11 protein-coding genes are annotated in these 18,102 nt (G+C 61.0%); 7 read left to right on the top strand and 4 right to left on the bottom strand.

The features are described from left to right. The first annotated feature begins 75 nt into the window (after positions 1-75). From lepA to moaC, 3 genes are all read left to right on the top strand, one after another. Positions 76-1,875 (top strand): translation elongation factor 4, encoded by a 1,800-nt coding sequence (lepA, locus tag J3U87_RS10140; RefSeq protein WP_420038297.1) that lies wholly within the window; start codon positions 76-78, stop codon positions 1,873-1,875. 86 nt (positions 1,876-1,961) lie between these two features. Beyond that, a complete protein-coding gene (locus J3U87_RS10135) occupies positions 1,962-2,261 on the top strand; it encodes a YhbY family RNA-binding protein (protein ID WP_237382928.1) in 300 nt (99 codons plus the stop codon). A 37-nt stretch (positions 2,262-2,298) separates the two neighbouring features. Then, positions 2,299-2,820, top strand: coding sequence for a cyclic pyranopterin monophosphate synthase MoaC (gene moaC / locus J3U87_RS10130; protein WP_237382927.1), 522 nt, complete (start codon positions 2,299-2,301; stop codon positions 2,818-2,820). 1,429 nt (positions 2,821-4,249) lie between these two features. Here moaC and J3U87_RS10125 read toward each other — a convergent pair. From J3U87_RS10125 to J3U87_RS10110, 4 genes are all read right to left on the bottom strand, one after another. Beyond that, complete coding sequence (locus J3U87_RS10125) at positions 4,250-4,783, bottom strand: LOG family protein (protein WP_237382926.1); 534 nt, start codon at positions 4,781-4,783, stop codon at positions 4,250-4,252. 135 nt (positions 4,784-4,918) lie between these two features. After that, positions 4,919-6,829, bottom strand: a complete 1,911-nt coding sequence (locus J3U87_RS10120; protein ID WP_237382925.1) for a serine hydrolase domain-containing protein — start codon at positions 6,827-6,829, stop codon at positions 4,919-4,921. A 13-nt stretch (positions 6,830-6,842) separates the two neighbouring features. Beyond that, positions 6,843-9,206, bottom strand: coding sequence for an ABC transporter permease (locus J3U87_RS10115; RefSeq protein WP_237382924.1), 2,364 nt, complete (start codon positions 9,204-9,206; stop codon positions 6,843-6,845). Position 9,207: 1 nt separating this feature from the next. Continuing rightward, complete coding sequence (locus tag J3U87_RS10110; protein ID WP_237382923.1) at positions 9,208-9,957, bottom strand: ABC transporter ATP-binding protein; 750 nt, start codon at positions 9,955-9,957, stop codon at positions 9,208-9,210. A 297-nt stretch (positions 9,958-10,254) separates the two neighbouring features. Between J3U87_RS10110 and J3U87_RS10105 the strand changes: the two genes are divergently transcribed. The 4 genes from J3U87_RS10105 (at position 10,255) to J3U87_RS10090 (ending at position 17,059) form a co-directional block, all read left to right on the top strand. Continuing rightward, positions 10,255-11,343, top strand: coding sequence for a sensor histidine kinase (locus J3U87_RS10105; RefSeq protein ID WP_237382922.1), 1,089 nt, complete (start codon positions 10,255-10,257; stop codon positions 11,341-11,343). Continuing rightward, on the top strand, positions 11,324-12,052 hold the full coding sequence (locus tag J3U87_RS10100; RefSeq protein ID WP_237382921.1) for a LytR/AlgR family response regulator transcription factor: 729 nt from the start codon (positions 11,324-11,326) through the stop codon (positions 12,050-12,052). The genes J3U87_RS10105 and J3U87_RS10100 overlap by 20 nt, the downstream gene beginning before the upstream one ends. Positions 12,053-12,264: 212 nt before the next feature. After that, positions 12,265-14,922, top strand: a complete 2,658-nt coding sequence (locus J3U87_RS10095) for a putative bifunctional diguanylate cyclase/phosphodiesterase (RefSeq protein WP_237382920.1) — start codon at positions 12,265-12,267, stop codon at positions 14,920-14,922. Between the two features lie 718 nt (positions 14,923-15,640). Then, complete coding sequence (locus J3U87_RS10090; RefSeq protein ID WP_237377403.1) at positions 15,641-17,059, top strand: IS1182 family transposase; 1,419 nt, start codon at positions 15,641-15,643, stop codon at positions 17,057-17,059. Positions 17,060-18,102: the final 1,043 nt, after the last annotated feature.

The raw sequence follows: 18,102 nt of genomic DNA, 5'->3' as shown, positions 1-18,102 counted from the left end.
GCGTGGGTCAGGACTTCGCTCTTGTGCTATCATTAGCGGTTCGGGAATTTCTTGAGGGAGGCCTCGTACTTGAGCATCGATCCCAAACAAATCCGCAATTTTTCCATCATCGCCCATATCGACCACGGCAAAAGCACCCTGGCCGATCGCTTTTTGGAAATGACCGGACTGGTCAGCGATCGCGAAAAAAAAGCCCAGATGTTGGACGATATGGATCTGGAGCGCGAGCGCGGCATTACCATCAAAGCGCGCTCCGTGACCTTGGATTACAAGGCCCAAGACGGTCAGATCTACCAGTTCAACCTGATCGATACTCCGGGGCACGTGGATTTTTCATACGAAGTCTCGCGCAGCCTGGCCGCGTGCGAGGGCGCTATCCTGGTCGTGGATGCGGCCCAGGGCGTCGAAGCCCAAACGCTTGCCAACGTATATCTCGCCATCGAGAACGATCTCCAACTGTTGCCCGTGTTGAACAAGATCGATCTGCCTTCGGCCCAGCCCGACGTCATTTTGGAGCAGATCGAACACGTCATCGGCCTCGAGACCGACGATGCCTGCCTGATTTCGGCCAAGACCGGTCAGGGTGTCGACGAAGTGCTGGAGGCCGTCATTCGCGTGATTCCTCCACCGGAGGGCAAGTCCGAAAGCCCGCTTCAGGCGCTGATTTTCGACGCCTGGTTCGACAGCTACCGCGGCCTGATCATTTTGGTTCGCGTCTTCGAAGGCCGCATGGCCCGCAAGGACAAAGTGCGCTTCATGGCCACCGGCAGTGAGTACGACATCGACGAAGTGGGCATCTTCACGCCCAAGATGGCCAAGGTCGATTCCCTGGAAGCCGGTCAGGTCGGCTACGTCATCGCCACGATCAAGACCTTGGACGAAGCCCGCGTCGGCGACACCATCACCCACGTCAAGAACTCCTGTGAGAGCCCGCTGGCCGGGTTCAAGGAAACCAAGCCGATGGTGTTCTCCGGGCTCTATCCCACCGAGGCCGCCGATTACGCCAGCTTGCGCGAGGCGCTGGACAAGCTCCAAATCAACGACAGTTCCTTCGTGTTCGAGCCCGAGACGTCCGTAGCCCTGGGTTTCGGCTTCCGCTGCGGCTTCCTGGGTCTGCTCCACATGGAAATCATCCAGGAGCGCCTGGAGCGGGAGTTCAATCTCGATCTGGTCACCACCGCGCCCGGTGTGGCCTACCGCGTCACCACCAAGTCCGGTGAAACGATGATGATCGAATCGCCCAGCAAGCTGCCTGGCGCGGGGGACATCGAGGTATTCGAAGAGCCTTACATCCTCGGCACCATCCTCACCAACAGCGAGTTCGTCGGCGGCGTGCTCAAACTGTGCGAGGAGCGACGCGGCATCCAGAAGAAGCTCGAATACGTGTCCGAGGACCGCATTCTGATCGAATACGAGCTGCCGTTGAACGAAGTCGTGTTGGATTTTTACGACAAATTGAAATCCGTCAGTCGCGGCTACTCTTCCTTCGACTACCACGTCGAAGGTTATTGGGCCTCCAACCTGGTGAAGCTGGACATTCTGGTCAACGGCGATCTGGTCGATGCCTTGAGCCTGATCGTGCACCGCGACAAGGCTCAATCGCGCGCGACCCTGCTCACCGCCAAGATGAAGGAACTGATTCCACGCCAAATGTTCGACATCGCCATTCAGGCCGCCATGGGCGCGCGCATCGTGGCGCGGACCACCGTCAAGGCCCTGCGCAAGAACGTACTGGCCAAGTGTTACGGTGGTGATATCTCGCGTAAACGCAAGCTCTTGGAAAAGCAGAAGGCGGGTAAGAAGCGCATGAAGGCCGTGGGCAACGTGCAGATTCCTCAGGACGCCTTCCTCGCCATGCTCAAAGTCGACAACTGATCCGGAAGCACGGGCCCATCCCGCGAGGACAGGGCCTCTTCGCGCCACGAGCGCCACAGCAACACCACCATCGGGGACGTACCTTTATGAAACCCATGACATTGACAGCGGCCCAGCGCCGTTTTTTGAAGCAGCAGGCCCATCACCTCAAGCCGCTGATGCACATCGGCAAGGAAGGCCCCTCCGCACCTTTCATGCGCCAGCTCGAGGAGCAGATCGGCGCCCACGAACTCATCAAGATGCGCGTGCTGGGCAATTGCCTCTCCGAGCCGTCGGAAATCGAGGCGGCCATGACCGGCGTCGGCGTGACCATCGTGCAGAAGGTCGGCCACATCTACACCCTGTTCCGCCAGAAGTCCGAGAATTCCAATTTCGAATTGACCTGAAGCGGCCCCTTTGGCCGCTTCGAGCGAAGGCGACACCATGACCGAACCGTACCAGACAGCGCCGCCGGACGGGGAAGCGTCCGGGTTGACCCACCTGAACGCCAAGGGCGAGGCCCGCATGGTCGACGTGGGCGCCAAGGCCGTCACCGAGCGCCGCGCCCGGGCCGAAGGGTTCATCAGCATGCCGCGCGAGTTGATCGAGCGACTGGATCGCCTCAAGAAGGGCAACGCCTACGAAATCGCCCGCTTGGCCGGCATCATGGCCGCCAAGAAGACCCACGACCTGATTCCCCTGTGCCACGTGTTGCCGCTGGACTTTGTCGGGTTGCAGTTCGAGAGCCGGCCCGAAGAGGGACGGGTTCGCGTCGAGAGCGAAGTGCGTGTTTCGGCGCGGACGGGCGTCGAGATGGAGGCCTTGACGGCGGTGCAGGTCGCCCTGCTGACGCTGTACGACATGGGCAAGTCGGTGACCAAGGGCATGGTGATCGGACCGGTGCGTCTGCTGCACAAGAGTGGCGGCAAGAGCGGAGATTGGCGCGCGGCATCCCCGGAGCCCTGAGCGCGGGTCAAAGACGCGATGTGGGGATGGAGTGGCGTCCCGGGCCAATCCCGGAGGGATGGCTGGCCCCCTGTTTGGACCACTGATTGAACAAAACGCGCACCTCTGGTGCGCCACCAGCAGGGACCCTGTATGGGTCATCCAGAACAGCGATGGCGGTCCGGCGATCAGGGCCATGCTTGGACTATCGTTGTTCGCGGCCAATCCTGGAGGGATGGCCAACCGTATGTTGGGTTCATCATTAATTTAGAACGCGCACCTTTGGTGCGCCATGGGTCACACAGAACAGCGAAGGCGGTCCGGCGATCAGGGTCATGCTTGGACTATCGTTGTTCGCGGCCAATCCTGGAGGGATGGCCAACCGTGTGTTGGGTTCATCATTAATTTAGAATGCGCACCATTGGTGCGCCACCAGCAGGGACCCTGTAAGGGTCATACAGAACAGCGAAGGGTTAAGGAGGCAGCGCCGACGCAACCCTGGTTGCCTGGAGTTCCCGAAACCCAGCCCCAACGGGGCGGGACTACGAAGGACCTCCTGGAGTTCACGTCTATTCCCGGGGATTCTTCGTGGACCCGCTCCTTCAGAGCTCGATGCGGGAACCCCCAACAACCAGGGTTACGGCGCCTTAGCGGCGCCTCACCCTTCGCTGTAATGTGTCGTCCCTTCAGGACGCCTGCTGGTGGCGCGCCAGAGGCGCGCGTTTTTATATATGGTGGTCCAAACATGGATTTGGCCATCCCTTCAGGATTGGCCGCGAACCCGGCACGACCCGGTATGCGTCCAGGCGTAAGACGGCATGATCCAATATCCGCCGGGCGGCGAACCCGGCACGACCCGGCACGCGTCGGGCGGCGAACCCGGCACGACCCAGCACGCGTCGGGCGGCGAACCCGGCACGACCCGGCATGCGTCGAGGCGTAAGACGGCATGATCCAATATCCGCCGGGCGGCGAACCCGGCACGACCCGGCATGCGTGGAGGCGTAAGACGGCATGATCCAATATCCGCCGGGCCGCGAACACGACCCAACCCGGCATGCGTCGAGGCGGAAGACGGCACGATCCAATATCCGCCGGGCGGCGAACCGGGCACGACCCGGCATGCGTCGAGGCGAAGCATGACACGACCCGGCATGCGTCAAGGCGGAAGACGGCCCAACGCAGCACGCGTTGGGCCGCAAACACGGCCGAACCCAGCAGGCGTCGAGGTGGAACCCAGCACGCGTCAGGCGGCGAACCCGGCCCAACTCAGCATGCGTAGAGGCGGAAGACGGCCCAACTCAGCACGCGTCGGGCGGCGAACCCGGCCCAACCCAGCATGCGTCGAGGCGGGACCCGGCCGAACCCAGCATGCGTCGGGGCGAAACACGGAACAACCCAACACGCATCGGGGCGGAACACCGCAGACCCGCCCCCCGAACGACGGCAGTTACAGAATGCGGCCGATCAACTCGTGGGGATGGTTGACCACCTCGTACAGCGGCACCGGGGTTTCGCGCACGAACCCGGTGTGCTCCAACTGATGGAGAAAACCGAGCAGCGAATCGTAGAAGCCGTCGGTGTTGACCAGGTAGATCGGTTTGTCGTGGTAGCCCAGTTGGCGCAAGGTGAGGACTTCCAGCATTTCGTCCAGGGTGCCGTATCCGCCGGCCAGCGTCACGAACGCATCGGATTCGTCGATCATGCGCGTTTTCCGCTCGGCCATGGTGTCCGTGACGATCAACTCGTCGGACCTGGTGTAGGCCACCTCGCGGATGCGCAACTTCTCCGGAATGACTCCGATGACCCGGCCGCCTTTCTCCTGAACGGCGATGGCCAAGGCTCCCATCAGGCCCACGCGACCGCCGCCCCATACCAACGTGTGCCCCTGTTCGGCGATCGCGGCCCCCATCTCGCGCGTCACCTGAAAATACGATTCCGAAATGCGGGAACTGGACGCGCAAAACACGCAGATCTTGGCCATGGTCACCCTCCTTCTCGTGGCCTCCCGATTAAAGCAGACCGACGAGATGCCCGGCAAGGGGAAGTCGACCGCCGAAATCGCTACGTCCCGTCGATCGGGAGCACCGCGATTTCGGCGTGGCCGGAAGGGCAATCCCTAGCGATGCCGAATGGCCAGAGACTTCAGGATGTCCAGCCCATCCTCCTGCATCATGCGCGTGAGATCCCCCGCCGCGCAACCGAGCACCACGTGCAGCGTGCCTTCGGCAAGGCGGTGACTGACGATCGCGAATTGACGATGGCTCGCATCGCCGACCGCCCGTGCCGACGACTTGCGCCAGTACAGGTCGCCGATGGTGACACCGTACTCGGGGCCCCACTCGATTCGCGCTGCATCGATGCCGGCGGCGATCTCCAGAGCCTGGCGAGCATCGGCCTCTCCCGCGGAGAAGCCGACCCAAAGGGTGCGATCACCCTTGGCGGCATGGACATCCTCGCCGCCCTTCTCTTGCCAGCCTTCGCCGAGCTCGACCCGGAACCGATCCCGTTCGGCGACGAACCGATTCGCGGCGGCTTTGTCCGGCGCTTCCCGATAGAGCTTGGTGCCGCCGTAGATCAGGGCGGGCACGGTGCCATCCGAACTCGCCTGCACGTAAACCGCCGCGTGCTGACCGATACCGCGAACATAGCCGCGTGCCGGATTCATGAAATCGAACAGACCCTCTTTGATGATTTGACCGGCGCGTTCGGCCACGGCGAAGAGCCGTCCGTCTTCCCGTTGGCTGATGCGTAAGCGCAATCCGGCCAATCCGCCGGCGCGGTACACCCCTGGCAGCGCCGCCGCGCGCTCGTCCGGCAGGGTGAAGTCGTTGCGCGTCTTGTCGGCCCGCTTCGGTTTTCCGAAATCGGAGAGCGGTTCGTCCATGGCCACGTGCAGGCCGTTGTTGGCCAAGGTCATCAAATCGGGAAACCGGTAGCTGTCCAGGGTGTCGATGTTGGACAGAATCGCGATCCCCAAGTTTTGCTCCGGTACCAGCATGGCGAAGGACGTCATGGTCATGGCGTGGCCCCCGTGGGCCGCGATGCGGCGGCCGTCGACCTCGCCCACCATCCATCCGAGTCCGTAGTCCAGCGGGCCCATGCGCTCGCTTTCGGGCATGTGGATGTGGGACCGCCACATCTCGTCTCGATGGGTGAGTTCGAGATAGGGTCGACCCTGGGAATCCCCGCCACCGAGCAACGCCGACATGTAGCGACCCAAATCACGGGCGCTGCACTGCAGAATGGAGCCGGCGGCGGCGTACTGCATCGAGGTCAGGCCTTGCCGGGCCGGAACGCCCTCCAGGAGACCGGTGTAATGTCCCGTCAGGCCGCCCAGCGCGGCCACTTGGGCGGGAAGGCTGCTGGATCGCACCATGCCCAGCGGGCTCAGCACCAAATCGGCCAAGGATTCGGGGTAGGGTTTGCCGTGTACCGTGGCGGCGATCAGTCCCGCCAGGACGAAGCCTTCGTTGGCGTATTCGAAGCCGCTGCCGGGCGGTCGGTTGAGCAGGTGTCCGGCCAAGGATCGGGCCAGGCGTTCGTCCGCGTCGGTGGCCTCGCTGCGATCCAAGATGCCCACATCCAGGGAAGGTAGGCCGGAGGTGTTGGACAACAGCATGCGCACCGTGATGTCATCGCTGGCGGCCTTGTCGGCGGTGCGGAACCACGGCAGGTAGTGGGTCACCGGGTGATCCAGGTCGACCTTGTCCGCTTCGACCAGGCGTATGAGGCACAGGGCCGTGAACGATTTGGTCAGCGAGCCGATCGCGCTGACGGAGTCCGCCGTCATGAGCTTCTCGCCCGCCGTCGATTCTTTTCCAAATCCCCGTGCGTAGGCGATCCGATCGCCGTGAACCAGCACGACCGAGAGGCCGGGATAGGCGGCCGCATCGAATTCGGCCTCCAGCCACTCGTTCAGTGCCTCGATGTCGGGCGCGCGCGTCGCGGCTCGGACGGGCCCGAACCAGCACGCGCCCAAGCCGATGATCAACCAACCGAAAACCCAGTGTGTCACGCGAATGTTCATGGTCGTCCGCTCCTTATTCAACGATCAGATTGCGAGGGTTGAGGTGGATGACGCCGCGGGCCGGAAGCCAGGCGCACCCGAATCCGAAGGCCAGCAGGCCGGGAAAGATCAAGGCGGTTCCCAGGGCGTCGACCACGAAGGGGAACTCGATCAGGCCGATGCCGGAGGCTGCCACGCTCAGCACCATCGGCAGAACCACCAACGAGCACGGCACCACCAGCAGGAGGCTGATGCCGGTTATCGAAAGGGTGCGCCAGACCAGCACCATGCGCATTTGGGCGGGGGTCATGCCGGCGGCCTTGAGAATGCCGAAGGTCTTGTTTTGCTCGCGCAGGCTCAAGACCGTGTCGTTGTAGATCGCCGTGAAGCACACGGCCAGAAGGAGTGCCGACAGGAATACCAGCGCGAGGCGCACTCCGCCGAGAACCCTTTCCAGTTCGCGAGAGAGTTCCGCCACGGTATCGACCCGTACCGCTTCACCGTATCGCGTCATGAGTTCGGCCTTGAAGGTGTCGGGATCCACCCCTTCGCGCAGGACCACTTCGACCTGGCGCGGGGTCCAGATGGGCAGGAGATCGCGCATCAGGGCCGCGTCGATGCGAAACCCGAGGCCCAGATTGTTGGCGGTTTGGTAGATGCCCACCAGCTTTGGCGACACCCGTTGGCCTTCCAGGAGCAGCGGCACCGAGTCCCCCAAGGCGAAGCCGCCCTTTTTGGCGCTGTTTACCGCCAGCGCGATCTCGTGGGGGCCGCTGGGGTGACGACCTTCGACGTTGTCCAGGCCCAGCGCCGTCATGGGGCCATCGAAGGCCCGCCCGCCTGTTTGACGTCCGGAAATACCCACCACCCCTTCGATTTCGGCGGAGGCGGAGCCCAGGGCCAGCACCTCTTTCACCCGTGCGTCGGTGCCCATCCGGTGGACGAAGACCTTCGGGCGGACATGGAAGCGTCGGCCGGCCAGACGGATACTCACATCGCCGGCGGGCAGGCCCCAGAGCGCCCGATCCTGACCGAGGCTGGCGAAGGTGGCGGTGATGTTCACCGAAAAGACCAAGACCAATACGGCGATTCCCATGCCCAGGATCGAGAAGAAGGCCCGGACCGGGTTGAGCGCCAAACTGCGCGCGCCCAGAAACGCGGGCAACGGCAGCGCCGAGATCGGCACCTGCCAGCGACCGCCGCTGCGTCGAGGTGGCGGTGCGCCAAAACGAATCGCCTGCATGGGCTGAATGCGCCCTCCCTTGCGGGCGGTCCACCAGGCGCTCAACGCCACCGTGGCGAGCACCGCGCTCGCCGACACCGCGAGCGGGACCATCGCGGGCCAGTTCGTGTTCACGATCCCGAGACTCTCCATCAACAAACCGAAGATGCCTTGGGTGACGAGCACGCCACCCAGCAGGCCCAGGGGAATCGAAACCACCCCGAGGGCCAGGTACTGGATCAGGTAGATCCGGTTGACCATGGCGGGGGTGAAGCCCAGCGCCTTGAGGGTGCCGATCTGGCGGTAGTCGGCAAAGACCGCGCTGCCGATGGCGCTGGAGACGATGAATACCGACAAACCCAGCGCCAGCAGCGCCACGACGAAGAGGGCGACGGCCATGGTCCGAAAGAACAGGCCGTGGGCCATCTTGGCCAGGTCGTGGGTCAGCGACCAACCGGCCAGCTTGCCGCCGAGTTCGGTTTCGAGTTGGTTCCGCAGCGTTTCGGCCTGACTTCGATCGGCCAGCCCCACGCCCACAAAGGTTTCACTCAGGTGGGACAGGGGGAAGGCGTGCGCCAACTCGCCGGGAGCCACCCAGGCCCGTGAAGGAGAGATGTTGTCGGAACTGAAGAACGGATCTACGACCGTGGCGCTGACGGTGAACCGCACCACCTCCGATTCGATTGGAATGCCGATGGTGTCGCCCAGGCGAATGCCGCGGCTGCCGGCCAATTGCTTGGTGATCCAAATGTCCCCTGGCGCCGGGCTTTCCGGTTGTGTGGCGGTGTTGTGTTCGACGACCTGCAGACGATCCATGCCACGGGTGTCCCATGTCTCCGCGATCATCAGGTTCTTTTCCACTTTGGTATCGCCGTGCAGCAGGTTCCCGCCCGTGGTGTACACGGGGATCACGGGTGTCACCCCGGTGACGCCGGGTTGGCGGGCGAGCCAGTCGCGCACCGACGGCATGTCGTGGATTTCCGAATCGAGGAACAACTGCAAGGGCGAGGTGTTCAGGCGCCGGCACACGGAATCGAAGGGCCGCTCCAGGCCCAAGGTCAACGCGACGGCGACGAACAGGGCAAGTCCGGAAAGCGCGAGGGCGGTGCCGATCGCCAGCGATTGACCCGGTTTGCGGCGCAGGTTGGCGAGCGCGGTGAGAAGGATGGCGCGCATGTCACCACCCCCGCTGCGAAAGCCAGGAGAACAGGACCTTCTCCCGATCGCCGAGCGACGTGTCGGGGGGGAAATGGAATTCCTCCAAGTTTCCGTGATGGATATAGCCGACGCGTTGGCCCCGGCAGGCCGCCGACAATTCGTGGGTCACCAGGACCAGGGTCTGGCCGGCGCGGTGAATGGTGTCGAAAAGCTCCAGGATCGAGGACGAGGCGGCCGCGTTCAAGCTACCGGTCGGTTCGTCGGCCAACAGAATGTCGGGATCGTTGATCAAGGCTCGCGCGATGGCACAGCGTTGCTGCTCTCCGCCCGAAGTCTGGGCGGGACGCCGGTTGGCCAGCTTTTCGATGCCCACCAGCGACATCAGTTGGTGCGCCCGCTCGATGACGCGTTTGCGGGGCTTTTCGAGCAGGTAGCCGGCGACCAGGATGTTTTCCAGTATGGTCAAATGGGGAATCAGGTTGAAGTCCTGGAACACGAAACCGATGCGATCGCGCCGCATGCGCGCCCGCTCCTGTTCGTTCAGGCCCTCCACCGCACTGCGACCGACCAGGACCGAGCCGCTGCTGGGGGTGTCCATGCCGCCCAACAGGTAGAGTAGGGAGGATTTTCCCGATCCGGAACTGCCCATGATCACCAGGTATTCACCTGGGTTGACTTCCATATTGAGTCCCCGGATGACCGGAATGTCCCGATCCGCCTCCACATAAGACTTGTTGAGATTGACTGTTGTCAGCAACGCTTCCACCATTGCACGCCTCCATCCGTTTCGACCGGCACAGATTTCGGTGCTCCCGAACCGCGCCGGCCTGTCGTTTGAAAAAGCCTACGCCGTCAAGGGCCTGGTCGTGGCGGGAGATGGACCAACCCGGGGAAACACTCCACCAACGCATCGCGACCCGCCGCGAGTCGGTAGATCCCCAAAAGGTGGGGGGTTCGTCCATGAAACCCGGGGATTCATCCATCGTGGTCGCCTCCGGGTGGGTATCTGGAACTATACTGGGCGGTGCGGGACCGGCCCGCGCTTCGAAATCATGGGGTGAGCTGGATGAAGGGTTCCAAGGCCGTCAATGTCGCACGATTGAAATGGTTGATCGCCGGTGCCGTGGGCTTGTTCCTGGTCAGCCTGGTGTACAACCTGCGGCTGATTCGCATCGATCCCCTGGGCTACGGCACGGGCGCCATGGAGATCATCGTGTTTTGGGGATTCGCCCTGAACGCGATCACCTTCGTCCTGGGCTATCGCTACCTGGTTCCGGCATGGCTGGGTGGCCGTTCCGCGCTTTGGTTGATCGGCCGCGGCATGGGCATCGCCGTCTTGGCGGTGGCGCTCAAGATCGCGATGGTCAGGGCGGTGTTCGCGCTGTTCGATGTCGAAACCACGATCCTGCGCGAGCTGGCGGCGGTCATTCCGGTCGCCTACCTCATCTTTGCGTGGGGCCTCATGGCGCTGGGCGGCGGCGCCCGGTTCGCCGAGGAATGGATCGCCGAACAACGTCTGCGCCACCAGGTGGAGCTGCAGCGGACCGCGGCCGAATTGGCCCAACTGAAGCACCAGGTCAACCCGCACTTTCTGTTCAACACCTTGAACAATCTCTACGCCCTGGCCGCGCGTGAAGGTGCCGAGCAAACCGCCGAGGCCATCATGAAACTGGCCGGCATGATGCGCTACATGCTTCACGAGGTCGGGCGCGACATGCTGCCGCTCGAGAGCGAACTCGCCTACCTCCGCACCTACATCGACCTCCAGAAAATGCGCATACCGGCCAACCGCGACGTGACCATCGAGTTGGAGGTAACCGGCGATCCCCATCCCGTCTCCGTACCACCCATGATGATGATCACCCTGGTGGAGAACGCCTTCAAACACGGGGTCAGCTTCAAGCGACCTTCGGCGATCCTGATGGACTTGACGGTCGAGGGCGGGCGTGCGATCTTCCGAGTCCGAAACCGGATGCACGCGCCCAAAGAGATACTGGACCGGGAACCCGGCGGTTTCGGCCTGGCCAATCTGGCCCAGCGTCTGGCCTGGTACGCCGAGGGGCCGGCCGGATTGGACTACGGTGAGCGGGACGGTTGGTTCGAAGCGACCCTGGTGCTTCCGATGGAGGGTGAACTTGAAATGCATCGTGATTGACGACGAACCGATGGCGCTCGAGTTATTGGCCTCCTATTGTCGCAAGGCGCCGTTCCTCGAACTGGTCGCCCAATTCGACGACAGCCTGGAGGCCCTGGCTTGGCTGGCGACGAACGCGGTCGACCTGATCTTTTTGGACATCAACATGCCCGACCTGAACGGCCTGCAATTCGCCCGCTCCTTGCGTGAACCGCCCATGATCGTGTTCACCACCGCCTATGCCGAGCACGCGGTCACGGGGTTCGAAATGGACGCGGTCGATTACCTGCTCAAGCCGATTCCGTTCGACCGGTTCCTGCAGGCCGCCGACAAGGCGCGACGCCGGCTTGAAGCCGAGAACGATCGCAAGACCTCCCCGTCGCAGGCACCCCAGCCTCGGGAGGACGCGCCTCCGGAGCGGGATCCGTACCTGTTCATCAAGAGCGGTCACAAGCACGTGCGCCTGGAAATCGACGAGATCCTGTACTTGGAGAGCGATCGCAATTACGTCTTCTGGGTCACCGCCGAGCGGCGCATCATGGCGTTGATGAAATTGGATGCGGCCTTGGCGATGTTGCCTGCCGGCGCCTTCGCCCGGGTTCACAAATCCTACGTCGTCGCCCTGGGGAAGGTGGACGAAGTCAGCCGCCACGAACTGGTGATCGGCGACCGCGAAATTCCGATCGGAGATGCCTTCCGCAAGGCCTTCCTGGCCGCCATTCAAGGTTGATTCGGCCAAATCCCGGGACCTCGTGCCTCGAACCGACGCGTTCGAACGGGTTAACGGATTGGAAAAATTGACGAAACGATTGAGTAATGGCGAAATGATGGTTGAGCCGCACGCCAACCAGGCCGTTTTCGACTGATTGGACGACGCGAATCACGCGACGGACCTTGTGGGTAGACGGCTCGGGTTCGTTTTCGCGCGAGGTAGATTCCCGCATGAACCAACTCCTGAAAAAACACGCTCTCAAATTGATCCTGCTCGTGCTGCTCCTGATCTTTGCGCCGGTGGCCGAGCCGCTGGTGACCCGTCTCTGGACTTCGGGGAGAACCGAGCACCTGCAGGCCCAAGTGACGCGCCAGGCACAGTGGCAGGAACGCGTGATCCAAATCGAGGAACTCGCGGCACGGTTGCAGCGCCGTTTCTCCCAGGCGATTCGGGAACGCGACCAGGCGGCGCTCGACGAGGCGGTCGACCTGGCGCGTGTCCTCGATGCCGAGTGCCACGCCCTGTTGCAGATCGAACCCAGCGATGCGCTGCGCGAGCTGCGCATTCAGGCCCATCAGGTGGCGGAGACCCAGCAGGAGCTGTTTCTGCGGCTCCGCGACTCGGAAACGGATGCCACCGCGGCCGAGATTCGCGACAACCATGCCCGCCTCAACCAGGTCCTCGAAGCGTGGGACCAGGCTTTTCACGATTACCGGCGCGAACGCATCGAGGCCTTTCACGACGAGTTGGCGGATATCGGCGCCTACTCCATGCGGCTGGAATCGTTCGTGGTGGCGTTCATGCTTCGCTGCATCGTCGGCTTGCTGCTGTTGGGCTATCTCCTGATGCTGTTTTCGCGGCGGCGCGAGGGCCGGTTACAGCGCGACAACCGACGGCTGGAAGACGATCTGGAATCCCGCAACGTGGCCCTGCACCAGGCGAACGAAGCGCTCAAGAACGAGATCGAGGAACGCAACGCGGCCGAATGGGAAGTGCGCAAGCGGCTCCACATGGAAGAGACCCTGGGCAAGGCCTCCGGCATGTTGACCCTGCCCACCGCGCCCAAGTTCGAGAGCTTTCTGGAGCTGCTCGCCGAAGTGATGGCCGTGGATCGGGCCTTCATCGTGTTGTTCAAACACGAGAGCATGGTGATCGAGAAGGTGTTCGAATGGCCTACGCGCCCGACTGCGGCCGGCGAAAGTGGTACGGCGGGCCTCGAGGGCGAGGATTTGATGACCTATCCCTGGTGGTACGAGCGGGTGCGGACCAACGAGCCGTTGGCCATCGAGGACGTGGCGGCCCTGCCTTTTTCGGCCGAAAAGGAACGCGCGCTCTTCGAGGCCAACCACATTCACGCCATGCTCAGCCTTCCGGTTCACACCGTGGATGACGAAACCCTCGGCTTCATGTGCTTCGTCGATCCCGAAAAGCCGCGATCCTGGCAATCGGCCAGCATTCGCATGCTCTTTCTGGTCAGCGAACTGCTGGCCAATTATTTCGCGCGACAAAAGGCCGAAGAGCAGCTTCGCCACGATGCCTTCTACGATCGCTTGACGGACCTGCCCAATCGCCTGCTGTTCAAGAACCGTTTGGAGCACGCCATTCAAAAGTGCAAACGTCACCACGAGTACAACTTCTCGGTGTTGTTCCTCGATCTGGATCGCTTCAAGAGCGTCAACGATACGCTGGGCCATCTCGTCGGCGATCAACTGCTGATCGAGTTGTCGGACCGGCTCAAGGACAGCGTTCGGCCCGGCGATACGGTCGCCCGCCTGAGTGGCGACGAGTTCGTCATCCTGCTGGAGAGCATCATCGAGGTGGAAGAAGTCATCCGCGTGGTGCAGCGTATCGAGAACCACATCCAGAAGCCCTTCATGTTGAAGGGCAAGGAGATCCATATCTCCGCCAGTATCGGCATCACCCAGGGGAATACCGAATACAAGAGTGCCGAGGCCGTCATTCGCGATGCGGACATCGCCATGTACCGCGCCAAGACGCTGGGCAAGGCGCGCTACTCCGTCTTCGACAAGCACATGCACGACAAGGCGGTTTCCGCGATGGAGATCGAGCACAATCTGCGGCGTGCCCTGGAACAGGACGAGTTCGAGTTACATTTCCAGCCGATTCTGTCGGCCCGTACAGGCGAGGTGAGTGGTGCCGAAGCCCTCATTCGGTGGAACAAACCCGGGTACGGCACCGTGTCGCCCAGCGATTTCATTCCCATCGCCGAGGAGACCGGGCTGATCCTGCCGATCGGGGAGTGGGCGCTGCGGGCTGCCTGTCGCCATGTGCGTGGATGGTTGGACGCGGGTCGCGAGCCTCTGACGGTTTCGGTCAACTGTTCCGCCCGGCAATTGCAGCGCCAGGACTTGCCGGGCATCGCCGCGGCCCTATTGGAGGAAGCCGAACTGGACGCGAGCCTGATCAAGGTCGAGCTGACCGAGAGCGCCGTCATGGGCGATGTGGATCACGCCATTTCCGTACTGAACCGCCTGCACGCCATGAACATCAAGATTTCCGTCGACGATTTCGGCACCGGCTACTCATCGCTGGCCTACCTCAAACGGTTCCCCATCAACACCTTGAAGATCGATCGGTCCTTCATCAACGGCATTTTGGAGAACGATGACGACCGCGCCATCATTTCTTCGATCATCGCCATGGCCCACAGCCTCAATTTGTCGATCGTGGCGGAGGGTGTCGAGAACGAGGAGCAACTGGCGCTATTGCGCGATTTGGGTTGCGACGAGATCCAGGGATATTTCTACAGCAAGCCGTTACCGGCCGATCGCTTCATGGCCTTCGTCGACGCGCGGGCGCGGAGTCTGCGGGAGGCGGGCGACGAGGCCCTGGAGGCGGGCGGCGAACCCGCCGGTTCGAGCAACTGATCTGGGCCCGCGCTCGCCGAAGTGGCTCAGCTTGGGCGTTCCCGCATTCTGAAGAGTGTCGTAAAGCCTGTAGGTTGGCCCGCTGGGCCGACTTTTCGAAGCGACCCAGGCGAGGAGTTCCCGAACGCCGAGAGATTCGTCGTGCCCGGTAGGTACATCCGCTGGATGTACTTTTCGAAGCGACCCAGGCAACCACAGTGAGTTACACCAAAAAGCGAAGCCGATTCGCTTCCATATCGAGCACCAACAAGGTCGCAAAGCCCAAATTTCCCGCATCGCGAGAGGGGCGTAAGGCCTGTAGGTGGAGCAGCTTGCTCCACCAATCGAAGCAACTCAAGCAACGACAATCAATTGAGCCAAAGAGCGGAGCCCGAAATCTCCTTCGCGCCCCCGATCCGAAGCCGTCAAGCCCAAAGTTCCCGCATCGCGAGAGGGGCGTAAGGCCTGTAGGTGGAGCAGCTTGCTCCACCAATCGAAGCAACTCAAGCAACGACAATCAATTGAGCCAAAGAGCGGAGCCCGAAATCTCCTTCGCGCCCCCGATCCGAAGCCGTCAAGTTCAAAGTTCCCGCATCGCGAGAGGGGCGCCAGGCCTGTAGGTGGAGCAGCTTGAGGCTGTGTGAAAACTCATAACATGTATATTTATCAGTATTTTACGTTTATTTTTGCGCAATTTTGTGCTATAAGTCTTTTAAAACAAGTGAGGTATCCGTGTTTTATGAGATACATTTCAGGCACTCCTCGTGATCAAACCCAGATGTTTCCTCCCCTCATGGACGACTTTGTTGCTGAGGAGAATCCGGTTCGGTTTATTGATGCTTTTGTCGACTCGCTCGACATGGAAGAACTTAAATTCGTACGTTCCGAACCTAAAAAAACCGGGCGCCCTGGCTACGATCCCAAGGACCTGATCAAGCTCTATATCTACGGATATCTCAACAAGATACGTTCCAGTCGAGGCCTCGAAAAGGAAACCCATCGGAACGTAGAGCTGATGTGGCTGATGCGTGGTCTGAAACCCGACTTCAAAACGATTGCCGATTTTCGCAAGAACAACAAAAAGGGGATCGCTGGGGTATTTCGCCAGTTCACCCTACTCTGCAAAAAGAACCAATTGTTCGGCTGTGAATTGCTCGGTATTGACGGCAGCAAGTTCAAAGCAGTCAACAGCCAGGCACGGAACTTCAATGCCTCGCGTTTGGCGAAGGTGATAAGCCAGATCGAAGAACGCATCGAAGACTACCTGGAAAAGCTGACCAAGCAGGACGAGAAAGAGGCAAAGGTTCAAAAGGCGACCAAGAAAGAGCTGAGAGAAAAAATCCGCAAGTTGACGGAGCAAAAGGAGGAATTGAAGGAGGCCGAAACTCGGTTGAAGGAGAGCCAAGATAGTCAGGTATCTCTTACAGATGAGGACGCCCGTGCAATGAGGGGAAGGCATGGGAAGACAGTGGGTTACAACGTGCAAATCGGAGTGGATCACAAGCACAAGCTGGTGGCGGCGGTGGATGTCAACCAAGCGCGAAACGATAAAGACCAGTTGAGTGGGATCAGCCTAAAATCAAAGGAAAATCTGGGGATCGAAAAGTGCGAGGTTGTAGCGGACAAAGGATATTACAGCCATCAGGAAATGGCGAAGTGTTTGGATGAAGGGATTACACCGAGGGTGCCTCCCTGTAGAACCCGGCAGCAGACATCGGGTCGATTCACGAAAGAGGCATTCGTTTACGACAGGGACGCGAACACCTACACGTGCCCGAACGGAGAGGTGTTGGAGCCCTTGAAAAAGAAGAGCTCAGAACAAGCGAAAACCATCTATAAAACGAAGGCTTGCAAAGGATGCCCGCTCAGAGATCAATGCACCACCGCAAAAAGCGGTCGACAGATCGAGAGAAGCGCATATGAAGATCAAATCGAGGAGTTAGAGCGGGAGAGCAAGAAAAAGGGCTTCCTGCAAAAGGCCCGAAAAGGGCTGGTGGAACATCCGTTTGGGGTGCTAAAGGCGAGCTTCCAGTATGGGAGTTTCTTAACGAAAGGAATGGAGAACGTGAGGACAGAAATGAACTTGGCGGCCCTGGCCTACAACATGAAGAGGTTCTTCAACATCATGGGACAAGAAAGACTGATGGAAGCTCTGTAAGAATAATACCGCGACTGAGTTGTAAGTTGTTTTAACCAAGCTAATTAAAAGATCAGGTGCTACCTCACCAGAAAAAGGAGACAGAAACCATCACCCCAAAGCCAACAAGATAAGGATTAAGTTGCGGAACGGCCGGAACGGCCGGTGAAGAAAAAGAACCGGTGCAGGCCGAAACGAGGGAATTCAGGGTTTTCACACAGCCTCAGCTTGCTCCACCAATCGAAGCAACTCAAGCAACGACAATCAATTGAGCCAAAAAGCGGAGCCCGAAATCTCCCTCGCGCCCCCGATCCGAAATCGCCAAGTTGAAAGTTCCCGCATCGCGAGAGGGGCGTAAGGCCTGTAAGGTTGGGCAGGGCCGGTAAGGCCGCTGGGCCGACGCTTCGAAGTGGCCCAAGTCACGGCGTCGGACGACTCCCAAAAGCGGAGTCAATGGTTCCGCTGAAGGGCTGCGGTCGAAGAGCCCGCATGCTCGTAAGCGACGTAAGGCCTGTGGGTGAGGGGGCCGCCCAGGTCAACCATTCGAAGCCATTTGGATGCGATGTATAAATACTTTCGAGAGGGATGCAATTCCGGCTTTGGCCTGCTCGGGAGAATGGATTGCTTCGCTCTTTGGCTCAATACTTTGTCGAAGCCGATGTCGCTTCGATTGGTGGAGCAAGCTGCTCCACCTACAGGCCCAACGAATCTCTCCGCTTGCGGGCTTCTTGTACGGTCGTTCTTCGATGAACGGGGATGAGCGGACCTCGACGCTCCGCTCTTCGGCTTGTGGTCACGCCGCATGCATAACGACTTCGAAGCGTCGGCCCAGCGGGCCAACCTACAGGCCCAACGAATCTCTCCGCTTGCGGGCCCCTTGTACGGTCGTTCTTCGATGAACGGGGATGAGCGGACCTCGACGCTCCGCTCTTCGGCTTGTGGTCACGGCGCATGCATAACGACTTCGAAGCGTCGGCCCAGCGGGCCAACCTACAGGCCCAACGAATCTCTCCGCACGCGGGCTCCTTGTACGGTCGTTCTTCGATGAACGGGGATGAGCGGAC

The sequence above is a fragment of the Sulfidibacter corallicola genome (assembly GCF_017498545.1).
GTDB classification, from domain to species: Bacteria; Acidobacteriota; Holophagae; order Acanthopleuribacterales; family Acanthopleuribacteraceae; genus Sulfidibacter; species Sulfidibacter corallicola.
This window is presented reverse-complemented; position numbering and strand designations above follow the sequence as displayed.